Genomic DNA, 14495 nt, shown 5'->3' with positions numbered 1-14495 from the left:
CCGTCCGCTCAGGACGGCTTTTCCCGGGCGTCGTCGGATGTGACGTTGACCTGCACGGTCAGCGACTTGAAATCGGAGGCGCGGCCGTCATAGCTGCCCGACAGCGGAACGGCCTGGCGCGGATCGCGCGCCACGCCCACGCGGATCAGGTCGCGATTGCCGACGATGCCGTTGGTCGGGTCGAACTCCACCCAGCCGGCGCCCGGCACATAGATCTGGCACCAGGCATGGGTCGAGCCGCCGCCGAGCGTGGTCGAGCCGTCCCGGGTGGGCACGTAGATGTAGCCGGTGACGAAGCGGGCCGCGAGGCCGAGCGACCGGGCCGCCTCCATCATCAGCAGGGCGAAATCGCGGCAGGTTCCGCTCTTCAGCTCGAGCGTCTCGAGCGGCGTCTGCACCCCGTGTTCGGAGCGGCGCACATAGGCGAAGCTGTCGTGGATCATGTAGCACAGGCTCATCAGCAGGCTGGTGGTGCGTGTCGGCCGGCCGCTGTGCAGGGACTGCCGGGCAAACGCGCCGACCAGGTCACCCGGATCGGGATAGTGGCGGGCGATGGTCGGCGAAAGATCGGGCAGTTCTTCGGGATCGTAGGCAAACGGATAATCGACGGCGGTCTCGTCGATGGGAAAATCGAGCGCCGCGTGCGGCGTGTGGTCGAGCCGGATATTGCTTTCGAAGCGAAGCGTGCGGGTCGGCGTGGAAAAGCTCAAGAGCGCGACGCAGTTGCCGAAGGGGTCGTGGATCCAGCGGATCTGCTCGTGCGGCGGCTCCACCACGAGGCTGACACTGAGCAGCGTCTGGTCGAAACTGTCGCGCGGACGGAACATCATCCGGTGCTCGCCGAGCTTCACAGGCCGCTTGTACTGATAGTCCGTGATGTGGCGAACCGAGAATATGGTCACGATGTTTCCCGCCCCCGGCAAGCCGGGGGAATGTATCCTGCGCTCGAACCATGCCTCACCGGAGGGATCGGCTGGCCGAGCGCAGCATTGGGTTGGGATCAGAGCCGGCCGGTAAGAACCAGGATCAGAAGGATGATCAGCACGACGCCGAGCACGCCGACGCCGCCGTGGCCGAAGCCGTAGCCATAGCCGCCGAAGCGACCGCTAAAGCCACCGAGCAGGGCAATGATGAGGATGATGATGAGAATTGTTCCGAGCGACATGCACTTGATCTCCGTTGCTATTCGCGAAGGCCTGCGCATTTGCGCATCAGGCCAAGAGTTTGATCGATGACGGCACGGCGTGGAAGCCAAGATCAGCCTCCAGCCCTATTAAGTACAGGGGCAGGAGCCACTTGTACAGTTGTTGAAACGATTCCGCGTGCAACGAAGAGGCGAAAGGCTCGGGCCTTGACGCTGCTGCAAGATCGTCGCCGGAAGGCCGAACCGACCGGCGCGCATTGCAGGTCAGGTCGATTCTTTCTAGTCTAGGCCCTTGTTCCGGAGGAGCCCATCATGGCGCAATCGCACACCCATCTCTGGCCCGGCGTTCCGCTGGCGCTCGGATCGGCCATACTCTTCGGGCTTTCCGCGCCGCTGTCGAAACTGCTGGTCGGCGCGATCGATCCCTGGCTGCTGGCCGGCATCCTCTATCTGGGGGCAGGGGCGGGGCTCGGACTGCTCCATGCGGGCCGCGCCGTGCTTGGCCTGCCCAATGCGGAAGCGCCGCTGAAGCGGGCTGATCTGCCCTGGCTTGCCGCCGTCGTTGCCTTCGGCGGCGTGCTCGGCCCGCTCTTCCTCATGCTCGGCCTGTCGCTCACCTCCGCCTCGTCCGCCTCGCTGCTGCTCAATCTCGAGGGGCTGGCCACCATGGCGATCGCCTGGCTGGTCTTTCGCGAAAACGTCGACCGGCGCCTGCTGCTCGGCGCCGCCGCGATCCTCGCCGGCGCCGTATTGCTGTCATGGAACGGTTCGGGCCTCAGTCTCGATGCGGGCGGCCTCTTCGTCGCCGCCGCCTGCCTCTGCTGGGGCATCGACAACAACCTGACCCGCAAGCTCTCCTCTGCCGATCCGGTGCAGATCGCCATGATCAAGGGTTTGGTCGCCGGCTGCACCAATCTGGCGCTGGCGCTCGCCTTCGGCGCCGCCTGGCCGGGCGTCGCCCTTTTGGGCTCCGGCGCCGTCGTCGGCTTCCTCGGCATCGGCGTCAGCCTGGTCATGTTCATGCTGGGGCTTCGCCATCTCGGCACGGCCCGCACGGGCGCCTACTTCTCGCTCGCCCCGTTCATCGGCGCCGTGCTGGCCGTGGTGATCTTCCGCGAGGCGGTGACGCTGCAACTGGTTCTCTCCGGCCTGCTGATGGCGCTCGGCCTCTGGCTGCATCTGAGCGAACGCCACGAGCACGAGCACAGCCACGACATGCTGGAACACGACCATGTCCATGTGCATGATGAGCACCATCGCCACGGCCACGACGGCCCGGTCACCGAGCCGCACTCCCACTGGCACCGCCACGAACCCTTAAGCCACAAGCACCCGCACTATCCCGACCTGCACCACGGCCACAGCCACGGGTGACAGGTCGCGAAAGACGGATGAGTCAGGCCTCCGGCTCTTCCCCATGCTGGGCAAAGGGCAGGTCGCGCATCCGCCCGAGGGCGAAGACGACAGCGGTCATGCCTGCGGCGACAAGCCCCAGATCCTGCGGCACGCCGAGCAAGAAGGCGGCCGTCCCACCGATGGCGGACCAGAGCAAGGGGATGGGCAGAAGCCAGCGCACCACCGCCCATCGCCCGAGCAGCAGGAGGCCGATGGTGAAGATCGTCGTCGGGCAGGGGGCGGTGCCGAGCAGCGGCATGGCCGGATAGCGATGCCCGGCAATCATTCCCCAGAGCGGGTACAGGACAATCGCAAAGACGATGAGCAGCAGGCCCGCGGCCGTCCGGCCGTCTCGTCGCATGGCGAAATTGACCTCCGTACCCCGCACCGCGAAGACCGCCAGGCAGACCGCCTGCGCCACGAAAAAGGCGGCAAACAGGTAGGCTGCAGGGTTGATCGCCGAAAAGAACAGCCCGTGATAGCCGATGCCGTTGACCGCCCACATGGCGGCAAGGACCACGAGTATGACCCGATCGGTGATCGGGCTGCGCCGCACGAGGAGGTAGAGGCACAGCAGCGCCGCCGCGCAGGCGATCACCTGCGCCGGCCAGAGCGCCGCATTGTATTGCACGAAGACGGCGAAGAAGTCTGCGCGACTGAAGGGCATGAGGATCTCCCGCGACCATGCGCCCGCAGTCTATATCAGGATCCCCCTTGCGCCATCGGACCCTTGGCGGAAAGGCCTGATCAGCCGCCGATGAACTGGAAATAGACCCAGGCGAGGCCGAAGGCGGCGATCACGCCGAGCACGATCAACGCGGTGCGCAGCCCCGGATTCGGCTTCTTCGGCTCGGGCGCCTTCGGCGGCTTCTTGAATTCGACGACATTGCTCATGCAAAACTCCTGATCCGTCTTTGCCCGGACTTTAGCCGCAAGGAGATTGAGAAAGTCCTGATGGGGGAGCATGCGGCCGGCGCGGACAAACCCCGTACCTCCTTTGCCCTCGGGCCGGGACTTGCCCCTCACCCTGACCCTCTCCCCGTGAACGGGGAGAGGGGACGGTCCCGGCGGTACCTCCTGGTCCCTTCTCCCCGTTCACGGGGAGAAGGTGCCGGCAGGCGGATGAGGGGCAGTGATGTCGACCTGCCGGTCAGAATGCACCCGCCGAGCCTGGAGTTACCCCCCTCTGCCCAGCTGGGCATCTCCCCCTCAAGGGGGGAGATCGGACTGCGGACCGATCTTCGCCACTCTCAGGTTTGGATCTGGCGTGTCGGCTCTGGTGCCCCACGCAGCCCCACCATTCAACGATACAAGAGCCTCGCGGAGCCTTGGCGATGCCGATCGGCCGAGCGGGCGCGTCTCGCCGATCTCCCCCCTTGAGGGGGAGATGCCCGGCAGGGCAGAGGGGGTATCTCCGACCCGGAACCTTAAGCCTTTTCCGGGCCAATACGCCCCGCTCACTCCACCCGTTCGAACACCATCGAATGCCCGTTGATGCAGTAGCGCAGGCCGGTCGGCTTCGGGCCGTCGGGGAAGACGTGGCCGAGGTGGCCGCCGCAGGTGGCGCAGCGGATTTCGGTGCGGACCATGCCGAGCGAGGCGTCGCGGTGCTCGGTCACGGCGCCGGGCATCACCGGCTCGAAATAGCTCGGCCAGCCGCAGCCGGCGTCGAACTTGGTGTCGGAATAGAACAGCGGCGTCTCGCAGGCGGCGCAGCGATAGAGGCCCTTTTCGAAATTGTCCCAATAGGGGCCGGTGAACGGCCGCTCGGTGCCGTGCTCGCGCAGGATGCGGTATTGCTCCGCCGTCAGCTGCTCGCGCCACTCGGCATCGGTCTTCTCGATCTTCGCTCCGGCGGTCCCGGACATGGTCGTATCGGTCATCAAAATCACTCCGATTGTCTCAGCGCCATAGATAGGGTGGCTGGGGCCGCACGGCAATTGCCGGCATGCGGGCGGCCTGTTGCGTATCCCGCGACCTATCGCCTGTGGCCGATGCCGCCCGGGCTCGAAACGGGCGCCGCGCACATGCGGGCGAGGCAAGGTGCGGGAAGGGCGCCAGACCGGTGCGCGTTCATCGGAAAACGTTGACAAACGCCGATGTGAACTGGCTTTTTTCCGTTTTTCCTTGAGAGGCGGCGCGCTTTGTCCTAACACCATGCCCACTTTCGGCCTCGTTTCGACGCGGGGTGGAACACTGCGCTCACAAGGATACGGAATGTTGGAAGACGCCGCCGCTGTGACATTGATGGCCATGCTCCTGCCCTTTGCCGGCGCGCTTCTTGCTCCCTTCCTGACCGCCCGTCTCGGCCACAACGCCGCCTGGCTTCTGGCGCTGGTCCCGGCCTTCGCCTTCGTCCATTTCGCCGGCTTCCTGCCGGAGATTGCTGCCGGCGAGGTCGTCACCGGCGGTTATGTCTGGGTGCCGAGCCTCAACCTTTCCTTCTCCTGGTTCCTCGACGGCCTGTCGCTCACCTTCGCGCTTTTGATCACCGGCATCGGCACGCTGATCGTGCTCTATTCCGGCGGCTACATGAAGGGCCATGCCCAGCAGGGCCGGTTCTTCTCCTTCATCCTGATGTTCATGGGCTCGATGCTCGGCGTCGTGGTGTCCGACAGCTTCCTGATGCTCTTCGTCTTCTGGGAACTGACCTCGATCACCTCCTTCCTGCTGATCGGCTTCGACCACTCGCGCGAAGCCTCGCGCCGCGCCGCGCTCCAGGCCCTGGTCGTCACCGGCGGGGGAGGGCTGCTGCTGCTCGCCGGCCTGATCTTCATCTGGAACATGACGGGCCTGACCCAGCTGTCGCTGCTTTTGCATTCCGGCGAACTGCTGCGCGAAAGCCCCTTCTATGCGGCCGCGCTCTTCCTCGTGCTCGGCGGCGCCTTCACCAAGTCGGCGCAGTTCCCGTTCCATTTCTGGCTGCCCAACGCCATGGAGGCGCCGACGCCGGTCTCGGCCTATCTGCACTCGGCGACCATGGTGAAGGCCGGCGTCTATCTGCTGATGCGGCTCAATCCGGTGATGGGCGACACGCCCGCCTGGGAAATCCTGCTGCCCTTCTTCGGCGGCATCACGCTTCTGGTCGGCGCCGTGCTCGCCATCCGCCAGAGCGATCTGAAGCTGATGCTCGCCTATACGACGGTCGCCTCGCTCGGGCTTCTGGTCATGCTGACCGGCTTCGGCTCGCCCTATGCCATCGAGGCGGCGGTTCTCTACCTCGTCGCCCATTCGCTGTTCAAGGGCGCGCTGTTCATGGTCGCCGGCATCATCGACCACGAGGCCGGCACCCGCGACGTCACCAAGCTCGGCGGCCTCAGATCCGCCATGCCGATCACCTTCGTCGCCGCGCTCTTCGCCGCGATCTCCATGGCCGGCCTGCCGCCCTTCTTCGGTTTCCTCGCCAAGGAGGAGATCTATGCAGCGCTCGCCGGCCCCGATCCGCGTTCGGTCGTCTTCACCATCGTCGCCATTATCGGCAATGCGCTGATGTTCGTCATCGCCTTTGCCGTGGCGCTCAAACCCTTCCTCGGGGCCAAGGTCGAGACGCCGAAGCACGCCCATGAAGGCCCGGTCCTGCTCTGGCTCGGGCCGCTGGTGCTGTCGCTGCTCGGCCTTGCCGCGGCCCTGTTCTCTGCGGTCGCCCATGCCTATGTCACCTCGCCGATGGCGAGCGCCGTAGCGGGCGAGGCCGCGACCGTGACGATCAGCCTCGTGCCGCATATCGGCCTGCCGCTCGCACTTTCGCTGCTGACCGTGGTGCTCGGCATCCTCGTCTTCCTCGGCCTCGACCGCGCCCGCTCAGCCGTGACCCGCCTGCTCGACGTGCTGGGCCCCGGCCCCGATCGCGGCTTCGACCATTTCATCGCCGGGCTGGTGCGTCTTTCCTGGCGCGTGACGAAGGTGATCCAGAACGGCCGGCTCGAGGTCTATGTGACGGTCACCTTCCTGCTGCTCGCCTTCGTGCTGCTGGTGCCGCCGGTGCTGAACGGCGAACTGCCCGAAATGCCGGCCTGGCCCTCCGACGTGCGTTTCCATGAACTGGCCTTCTTCGTCATCGCCGTGGTCGGGCTGATCGCCGTGCTCGCCGCCCGGGACCGCCTGACGGCCATCGTCTCGCTCGGCATCCAGGGCTTTGCCGTCGCCGTCATCTTCCTGCTCTTCGGCGCGCCGGACCTGTCCTTCACCCAGTTCATGGTCGAGACGCTGTCGGTCGTCATCCTGGCGCTGGTCATGACCCGGCTCCGCCTCTCGCCGAGTGACCACCGCACCTTCGGCGAGTTCCTGCTCGACGCGGCGATCGCCATCGCCGGCGGCCTCGGCTTCGCGCTGTTGCTGCTCAAGTCCACCCAGGCGCCGTTCAGCACCACGCTGACCGATTTCTTCAACGCCTATTCCAAGGTCATCGCCCACGGCGCCAATGTGGTGAACGTCATCATCGTCGACTTCCGCGGCACGGATACGCTGGGTGAAATCTCGGTGGTGATGATCACCGGCCTCGCCATCCTGGCGCTGATCCGCATTCGGGTGGTTTCGGTCGCCGCAGCCCAGACCCCGGTCGCGAGACTCGAGGGCCGCAATGCCGAGAAGGAGCTGCGCAAATGAACACGCTGATCTTCCGCACGGTCGCGCCCTTCCTCACCGCGCTGATGCTGCTGTTTTCGATCTTCGTCCTGCTGCGCGGCCATAACGAGCCGGGCGGCGGCTTCATCGGCGGGCTGATCGCCGCCTCCGCCTTCGCCATCTACGGTATCGCCTTCGGCGTGCAGGCCGTGCGCCGGGCGCTGTGGTTCCATCCGATGTCGATCGCCGGCGCCGGCCTCCTGCTCGCCACCCTGTCCGGCCTGCTCTCGGCGATCTTCGGCCTGCCCTTCATGACCGGGCTCTGGGTCTATCCCGAGTTCTTCGGCGTCGAGGTGCCGCTCGCCACCGTCATGTCCTTCGACCTCGGCGTCTATCTCGTCGTGGTGGGCGCCATCACCTCGATCGCGCTGGCGCTCGAAGAAAGGGAGAGCGACTGATGGAAGCGCTGTTTTCCGGCCTCGTCGGCATCTTCTTCGCCGCCGCCCTCTATCTGATGATGTCGAAGCACATCGTCCGCGTGCTGCTCGGCATCGTCATCCTCGGCAATGCCGTCAACCTGCTGCTCTTCACCACCGGCCGCCTGACGCGCGAGGTCCCGCCGATCATCGCCGCGGGCTCCGACACGCTGTCGGCCGGCGCCGCCAATCCGCTGCCGCAGGCCCTCATCCTGACCGCCATCGTCATTTCCTTCTCCTTCTTCTGCTTCCTGCTGGTGCTTACCTACCGCGCCTACCAGGACCTCGGGACCGACGACACCGGCGAGATGCGCGTCGCCGAACCGAAGGGCGAGCCCCTGCCGCCGATGGGATATTGAGCGCATGATGATGTCGTCGACGATTGCCCCTCACCCTAACCCTCTCCCCGCAGGCGGGGAGAGGGAACGTGCCCCCTTGCCGCCCGTTGCTCGCCGCATCCTCCTTCGCGGACCGCTCAGCCTTTTTCACACGCGACGTGACCGGGGGCAGGGCCTTCGCCGCTCGTCCCTTCTCCCCGTCAGAACGGGGAGAAGGTGCCGGCAGGCGGATGAGGGGCAGCGACACAGGCCGCAACAAGAGGCCTCTTCCTAATGGCCACCTCTTCCCCCCTCGACCTCTCTCTTGCCCTAGTCATGGGAGCGTCCTCGGCCGGCCAGTGGCTGACCAGCCTGCCGGTGGCGATCGGGCTTGGCGGCGGCGCCGTGCTGATGATGCTGCGCCATTCGACGCGCGCCCATCCGTTCATCGCCATTCCAGGCCTCGCCCTCATGGTGCTTGTCGACATGCTGCTGCTCGGCCGCGTCGTGCTCTACGGTCCGGTGACGATGATGATGGGCCGCTGGCTGCCGCCCTTCGGCATCGCCTTTACCGTCGACCTCACCGGCGCGCTGCTGGCGCTCGCCGCCGCCATCGTGGCCCTGGCCGGCAGCATCTATGCGCTCGGCGACATCAGCCAGAGCGGCCGGCGCTACGGCTTCTATCCCTTCCTCATGGTGCTGATGGCCGGCGTCTCGGGCGCCTTCCTGACCGGCGACATCTTCAACCTCTATGTCTGGTTCGAAGTGCTGCTGATCTCGTCCTTCGGCCTGCTGATCCTCGGCTCCGAGCGCGAGCAGATCGACGGGGCGCTGAAATATGCCGTGCTGAACCTGATCGGCACGACGCTCTTCCTCGTCGCCGTCGGCTATCTCTATGCCATCTTCGGCACGCTCAACATGGCCGACATCGCCAAGAAGGCCGGGGAACTGCGCGAGACCGCGCCGCTGATGACGCTGGGCGCGCTCTTCGTCTTCGCCTTCGGCATGAAGGCCGCCGCCTTCCCGGTCAATTTCTGGCTGCCGGCCTCCTACCACACGCCGCGCATCGTCGTCTCGGCGCTGTTTGCCGGCCTGCTCACCAAGGTCGGCGTCTATGCCCTGCTGCGCACCATGGTCATGCTGCTGCCGGTCGAGCGCGAGGCCCTGAGCCTCGTCATCGCCATTGCCGCGGCGCTCACCATGGTGCTCGGCGCCATGGGCGCGCTTGCCCAGTCCGACATCCGCCGCTTCCTCGGCTTCGTCGTCGTCTCCGGCATCGGCTACATGCTGGCGGGCGCGGCGATCGCCGGAACGGCGGGGCTGTCGGCGGCAATCTTCTATGCCCTGCATTCGATCGTGCTGATGACCGCGCTCTATCTTCTGGCGGGCGAGGCGGCGCGGCGCGGCGGCTCCTATCGTCTCGAAAGCCTGTCCGGCCTCTGGGCCGCCGCGCCCGCCTTTGCCGGCCTGTCGCTCGCCCTATTCTTCGCCGGCTCCGGCCTGCCACCGTTCTCCGGCTTCTGGCCCAAGGCCATGCTGGTCAAGGCCTCGCTCGACATCGGCGCCTGGTGGCTGGCCGGCGCCATCCTGGTCTCCGGCTTCCTCACCACCATCGCCTTTGGCCGCCTCTTCCTGCTCGCCTACTGGCGTCCCGCGCCGATGGTTATTGGTAAAGGTGGAGAAGCGGCAATCCAAACCGCCGCGCCCCGCGCCAGCCGTTCCGCCATGCTGCCGATCCTGGCGCTGACCGCGCTGGTCGTCTGGTTCGGCCTCTTTCCCGAGCCGCTGATCGACCTCAGCCAGCGGGCGGCGATCGGGCTTGCCGATCCCGCCGCCTATCTCCAGTCCGTCTTTCCGGTGGGAGGCCAGCCATGATCCTCTATGCCATCAACCTGCTCATGGCGATCGTCTGGGCGGCGATCACCGGCAGCGCCTCGCTGCACAACCTGATCTTCGGCTTCGTGCTGTCGACGCTCACGCTCGGCCTGATCCGCGAACAGATCAACGGCACAGGCTATATCCGCCGCGTGGTGAAGATCGCCGCGCTTGCCTGGCTGTTCTTCGTCGAACTGGCAAAATCGGCCTGGAAGGTCGCGGTCATGGTGGTGAGCCCGAGGCTCGACATCGAGCCGGGCATCTTCGCCTTTCCGCTGACGGTGACGCGCGACTTCGAGATCACCCTTCTCGCCAATCTCATCACGCTCACCCCCGGCACGCTGTCGGTCGACGTCTCCGACGACAAGAAGACGCTCTACGTGCACGCCATCGACTGCGCCGACCCGGAAGGGGCGCGCCGCGACATCGCCGAAGGCTTCGAGCGCAAGATCCGGGAGGCCTTCGCATGATCGCGCCGGAAAGCATCATCCAGGCCGCCTGCAACTTCGCCCTCGTCGTGCTCGGCATCGCCTTCTTCCTCACCGTCTACCGGGTGGTGAGGGGGCCGACGCTGCCCGACCGGGTGCTGTCGCTCGACATGCTGGTCGGCATCGCCATCGGCTTCATCGCCGTCATCGCCATCCGCACCGGCTATACGCTCTATATCGACATCGCCATCTCGCTCGGCCTGGTCGGCTTCCTCGCGACCGTCGCCTTTGCCCGCTTCATCCTGGCGCGCGGCCTGGTGGGTGAGCGGCCGCTGGAAGACGGTCCGGTGCTGCGCACCGAAAAGAGCAAGGGGAAGGGCGGCAAGAAGGCGAAGGCCGCGACTGCAGCGGCCGCCAAGGGCAAGACCGGCGGTTCGGCCGGGGGAGGGCGAAAGAAATGATCGCTTACGGCATTGCCCTCTTCACCGCACTTTTGATCGTCGTCGGCGCACTCTTCGCGCTGGTCGCCGCCATCGGCATCAACCGTCTGCCGGACCTCTACACTCGCATGCATGCGGCCTCCAAGGCGGGCACGGTCGGCTCCGGCCTCATGCTGCTCGCCGTTGGCCTGCATGCCGGCGACCTTGCCACCTTCAGCCGGGCGATCGCCGGCTTCTTTTTCTTCATCCTGACCGCGCCCGTCTCGGCCCACCTGCTCGCCAAGGCGGCGCATCAGGTGGGTTACAGGCTCTCGCCTGTCTCGGTTCTCGACGAATTGAAGGGCAAGGACGGTTCGGTGCCCTGAGTCGCCCCGGCAAGTACATCTGAGCTGGAACCCCTGATTTCCCGGCATTCTGCGGGCATTTCGCAGTTGCAGCAAGTCATGTCCGTGTCTTCGCCGAACTAAAGAAGGACGCGGCACCCCATATTTGGGGAAAAATATTACGTGGATTTTTGACGGATTGATGATAACGAGTTGATTGAGCACTGATGCTGGAGACTTGGTTTCTCTCGCGCCCAGATCCCGATCGAAAGTTGTATTTGCAACTGGTTCAATGTCTCGGGGTTCGGTCGGGAGGAGGTGGGAATACAGCATCTGCCGGAACAAATTCCAGAGCGTACTGCCGGGATCTAGGGGTGGATCCCAAGTCGGCGACGACAAGGCTGGCGCAATGGCCTTTGTTCCTTGGCTTTTTCGATTGGTGCCGGCCGTTCAGCCGGTGCCTGGCAAGCACATTGGAACAGGAGTCTCGAAATGACAGAAATCGTCAACGGCGCCGGCCATGACCTGCTGGTCGAACTGACCGCAGACATCGTCGCAGCCTATGTCAGCCATCATGTAGTACCGGTCGGCGACCTCGCCGGCCTTATCTCCGATGTACATTCGGCCTTGAGCAACACCTCTTCGCCGGCCCCGGTCGTCTCCGTGGTGGAAAAGCAGAAGCCGGCCGTCGCCGTGCGCAAGTCCGTGCAGGACGACCACATCGTCTGTCTCGAATGCGGCGGTGCCTTCAAGTCGCTGAAGCGTCACCTGATGACCCACCACAATCTCGGCCCGGAAGAATACCGCGACAAGTGGGACCTGCCGATGGATTACCCGATGGTCGCGCCGGCCTATGCCGAAGCGCGCTCGCGCCTCGCCAAGGAAATGGGTCTCGGCCAGCGCCGCAAGCGCACCAAGTGAACAACACCTGACGCCGCGCGATCCATGGCGCGGTCGATGTCAGTCACGCAGAACCGGGCCTTGCGCCCGGTTTTTTGTTGGGGAGAAGCCCGTCGGCCCGTTCCGCACCGATGGCACGGCCACGCGGAACCACTCCGTCTCGCCTCTGAGGCATGAGGAAATAAATCCCAATTATATACTTGACGTACCAAGGTGCAAAATGGATACTGATTCGCGAGAGGCCGGCATTGACAATGCCATCCGCACCGTAGCGAGGATGCTTTCGGAGTGGGTGGACGGTGATGGTGAGCTAACTACTGATTTTGCTTCTAGAATTGTTGTTGCTGTTTCTGAGCGTATCCGTGAGCCGAACGGCTCCAACCCAACAATTGAGAAGCGAGTTCAGCAGCTTCGTCGTTTTGGCGCAAGATCGCGTCAACCGTGACGGTTACTGGCTTTTGTTCGAAGTCACCGGATGAGTGGATTAGGCGGATAAGAGAGGCTTCTCCTGTGCCAGCCGCATGATTCACGACCGCGCCGTGGATGATATCGTGCCGGAACTCGGAAGCCTTTAGGACCCTATCGAGCAAGGTTTGATAGTACCCTTTTGCTTCGTCGCTCATCGGAAGTGAGCGGAAGTGGTTGCGCAAGTATTTGACTTTGACCTTGAGCATCCTTGGGCGTTCTGGCTCATTGACCAAGTGCTGTAGATTGACGTGGATGAAATCGACCATAGTATCGATGCCTAGTTCCAGAAGGCCCCACGTCACTACCAAGCGGCCGATGGACGCGAACAACGCTTCATCACGCAGATTGGAATGTTCATCCATGCCAGACACCGAAAAGCAGGTTGATGAAAACAAGGGCGACGACGTTTTGAAGCGTATGCTCAAGACGCCGCCGGACCCGAAAACCACTCCCAAGCCTAAGCCTGGGAAGGGTAAGGAGGAACATAGTAACGATTGACCGGTTACGGTTACTGATCGTTGCAGGGAGTTTTCGTATGTCTTCTGAGGTCAGTTTCGATACCTTCACGCAAGGACAAGTGCCCGGGGACGTGGAGGGTGCAGAAGTGAGTGGCCCCGGCGGCTCGAATGCGCTCCCACTTATGGTGAAGCACCAAGCGCGCGGTGAGACGGTCGTGGAAGCTTTCTGTTTCACCGATATATACCGCATCCCAGTTCCAATTCGCGGCGAGCTTGCACGCGATGTAGACGCCGGGCCTGTGGAGATAGACAGTGCCGATGGGGTGGAGTTGAAACGCATAGGTAGCGCTACTTTGGCCTCTCCAATGAACAATGGTTGGGGATGCCTGGTCCGCTACAAAGCGTTTCGGTAGTTCCGGAAGTCTAGCCATATAAAAAAGTCCTTATGTGTTGCCAAAGGACGACTTGACCACTCTTCCGGGAGGATTACAGTCTGAATTGCGTTCATATCGAGCCGTCCAATGGCTTGGTTACGTTGACGGCGGCGAACTTCCGATTCGCCGCCGTCACCATTGGAACGTCTTTAAGTTGAAAAGCGCAAGTGTGCTTGCGTGCTACACCCGCTATTCACAGGCGCTTCTTGTTCTTTCTTCGCACACGCTGGAGCTTTCGAGCCTTCTGTTTAAGCGTAAGCGGCTTCGTCAAACCGCCGATAGGTGAGGCGCTTGCCACGGGCTCCAGCAATAAGCTGTTCGGCGCGTTCTGCATCTGAGATTTTCAGAGCGGTGCGGCGGCTATAACGGAAGTCAAATTCGGCAAGGTAACGGTGAAGGGGAGCTTCGCCGCAATGCTGGAATACGCCAACCATACCGCGCTTGAAGACAGAGAAAACGCCTTCAATCGTATTGGAGTGGATGACCACATCGCCCTCACGGCGGGCATATTCCTTCGCTGAATGCTTTGTCGTCTTGTGGGCTGCGTATTCCTTGCCAACAGCCGTGTAGAGCTTGCTTTCGTCCGTATAGAGGTTGGTATCGCGGGACACGTTGGTAACGAGAACTTCGCGCACGCTGTCCTTCGTCGCATTGTTCATGTGGAACATGCGGGATTTGCCGCCGCGCTCGACCAGACCGACAACGGTACGCTTTGCAGCCGGTCCACCCTTGCCGCGCTTCGTTGCCTTGGGGTTGGGCTTCCAGTCGTCTTTCTTGCCAATATAGGTTTCGTCGGCTTCAACGGTCTTTCCTTCGCCGCCAAGCGGGCCGGAGGACTTCACGTCTTCCTTCATGGCCTCACGAATGCGATGCGCCATGAACCAAGCGGTCTTGTAGGTGACGCCAAGCATACGGTGGAGCTGGTGGGCTGAAATGCCCTTCTTCGATGCTGCCATAAGGTGAGCGGCCAGAACCCACTTGTTCAGGGCGATCTTGGAACGCTCGAACACGGTACCAACGGTCACGGTGAAGGGATCGCGGCAAGCGTTACACTTGTAGACGCCTGGGCGAGTGGACTTGCCGGTGAGCTTGGTAATGGTCGTGGTGTCACAGTTGCCGCAATGGGGGCAAATGGGACCGTTCGGCCAGTGGATGGCCTCCAGATGCTCGCGGGCCTTGTTGGCATCGGTGTAGATTTCGTTGGTGATGTCAAACATGGCTGAGCCCCTTCGTTGGATTGTTTGTACAAAATCCATCGTGGTACGTCATATATA

The 14495-nt window shown here is 63.6% G+C and carries 17 protein-coding genes; 10 read left to right on the top strand and 7 right to left on the bottom strand.

Annotation, left to right across the window (positions count from 1 at the left end; translation table 11 throughout):
- Positions 1–8: 8 nt before the first annotated feature.
- Positions 9–902, bottom strand: coding sequence for a transglutaminase family protein (locus AC07Y0_RS12675; protein ID WP_498677731.1), 894 nt, complete (start codon positions 900–902; stop codon positions 9–11).
- Positions 903–1000: 98 nt separating this feature from the next.
- Positions 1001–1165, bottom strand: a complete 165-nt coding sequence (locus tag AC07Y0_RS12670; protein ID WP_454287721.1) for a DUF3309 family protein — start codon at positions 1163–1165, stop codon at positions 1001–1003.
- A gap of 291 nt (positions 1166–1456) precedes the next feature.
- Here AC07Y0_RS12670 and AC07Y0_RS12665 point away from each other — a divergent pair, with 291 nt between their 5' ends.
- Complete coding sequence (locus tag AC07Y0_RS12665) at positions 1457–2518, top strand: DMT family transporter (RefSeq protein ID WP_498677729.1); 1062 nt, start codon at positions 1457–1459, stop codon at positions 2516–2518.
- 22 nt (positions 2519–2540) lie between these two features.
- On the opposite strand, the gene AC07Y0_RS12660 is transcribed toward AC07Y0_RS12665, so the two are convergent.
- The 3 genes from AC07Y0_RS12660 to msrB form a co-directional block, all read right to left on the bottom strand.
- Complete coding sequence (locus AC07Y0_RS12660) at positions 2541–3206, bottom strand: DUF6064 family protein (protein ID WP_498677727.1); 666 nt, start codon at positions 3204–3206, stop codon at positions 2541–2543.
- An 80-nt stretch (positions 3207–3286) separates the two neighbouring features.
- Entirely contained in the window at positions 3287–3433 is a 147-nt protein-coding gene (locus AC07Y0_RS12655) for a hypothetical protein (protein ID WP_498677726.1), read from the bottom strand.
- 563 nt (positions 3434–3996) lie between these two features.
- The gene (gene msrB, locus AC07Y0_RS12650) at positions 3997–4407 is read right to left on the bottom strand and encodes a peptide-methionine (R)-S-oxide reductase MsrB (protein ID WP_498680230.1); all 411 of its coding nucleotides are present in this window, start codon (positions 4405–4407) and stop codon (positions 3997–3999) included.
- Between the two features lie 349 nt (positions 4408–4756).
- On the opposite strand from msrB, the gene AC07Y0_RS12645 reads away from it, so the two are divergent.
- From AC07Y0_RS12645 to AC07Y0_RS12610, 8 genes are all read left to right on the top strand, one after another.
- On the top strand, positions 4757–7144 hold the full coding sequence (locus AC07Y0_RS12645) for a putative monovalent cation/H+ antiporter subunit A (RefSeq protein WP_498677725.1): 2388 nt from the start codon (positions 4757–4759) through the stop codon (positions 7142–7144).
- On the top strand, positions 7141–7560 hold the full coding sequence (locus AC07Y0_RS12640) for a Na+/H+ antiporter subunit B (RefSeq protein ID WP_498677724.1): 420 nt from the start codon (positions 7141–7143) through the stop codon (positions 7558–7560). The genes AC07Y0_RS12645 and AC07Y0_RS12640 overlap by 4 nt, the downstream gene beginning before the upstream one ends.
- A complete protein-coding gene (locus AC07Y0_RS12635) occupies positions 7560–7937 on the top strand; it encodes a Na+/H+ antiporter subunit C (RefSeq protein WP_498677722.1) in 378 nt (125 codons plus the stop codon). Before AC07Y0_RS12640 ends, AC07Y0_RS12635 begins: the two co-directional genes overlap by 1 nt.
- A 252-nt stretch (positions 7938–8189) precedes the next feature.
- Positions 8190–9770: a Na+/H+ antiporter subunit D gene (locus AC07Y0_RS12630; RefSeq protein ID WP_498677720.1), complete on the top strand. Its 1581-nt coding sequence runs from the start codon at positions 8190–8192 to the stop codon at positions 9768–9770.
- Positions 9767–10240 carry a Na+/H+ antiporter subunit E gene (locus AC07Y0_RS12625; protein ID WP_498677718.1) on the top strand — a complete coding sequence of 158 codons (474 nt, stop codon included), beginning with the start codon at positions 9767–9769 and terminating at the stop codon, positions 10238–10240. Before AC07Y0_RS12630 ends, AC07Y0_RS12625 begins: the two co-directional genes overlap by 4 nt.
- Positions 10237–10659: a cation:proton antiporter gene (locus AC07Y0_RS12620; RefSeq protein ID WP_498677716.1), complete on the top strand. Its 423-nt coding sequence runs from the start codon at positions 10237–10239 to the stop codon at positions 10657–10659. Before AC07Y0_RS12625 ends, AC07Y0_RS12620 begins: the two co-directional genes overlap by 4 nt.
- On the top strand, positions 10656–11003 hold the full coding sequence (gene mnhG, locus AC07Y0_RS12615) for a monovalent cation/H(+) antiporter subunit G (RefSeq protein WP_498677714.1): 348 nt from the start codon (positions 10656–10658) through the stop codon (positions 11001–11003). The genes AC07Y0_RS12620 and mnhG overlap by 4 nt, the downstream gene beginning before the upstream one ends.
- A 450-nt stretch (positions 11004–11453) precedes the next feature.
- Positions 11454–11882, top strand: coding sequence for a Ros/MucR family transcriptional regulator (locus AC07Y0_RS12610; protein WP_498677713.1), 429 nt, complete (start codon positions 11454–11456; stop codon positions 11880–11882).
- A 308-nt stretch (positions 11883–12190) separates the two neighbouring features.
- Here AC07Y0_RS12610 and AC07Y0_RS12605 read toward each other — a convergent pair whose 3' ends face one another.
- Positions 12191–12691, bottom strand: coding sequence for a hypothetical protein (locus tag AC07Y0_RS12605; RefSeq protein ID WP_498677711.1), 501 nt, complete (start codon positions 12689–12691; stop codon positions 12191–12193).
- Here AC07Y0_RS12605 and AC07Y0_RS12600 point away from each other — a divergent pair.
- On the top strand, positions 12690–12827 hold the full coding sequence (locus AC07Y0_RS12600) for a hypothetical protein (protein WP_498677710.1): 138 nt from the start codon (positions 12690–12692) through the stop codon (positions 12825–12827). The genes AC07Y0_RS12605 and AC07Y0_RS12600 overlap by 2 nt on opposite strands.
- A gap of 642 nt (positions 12828–13469) precedes the next feature.
- On the opposite strand, the gene AC07Y0_RS12595 is transcribed toward AC07Y0_RS12600, so the two are convergent.
- A complete protein-coding gene (locus tag AC07Y0_RS12595) occupies positions 13470–14438 on the bottom strand; it encodes an IS1595 family transposase (protein WP_498677708.1) in 969 nt (322 codons plus the stop codon).
- Positions 14439–14495: the final 57 nt, after the last annotated feature.

Source organism: Allorhizobium sp. GW101-3B10 (genome assembly GCF_059424725.1).
This window is presented reverse-complemented; position numbering and strand designations above follow the sequence as displayed.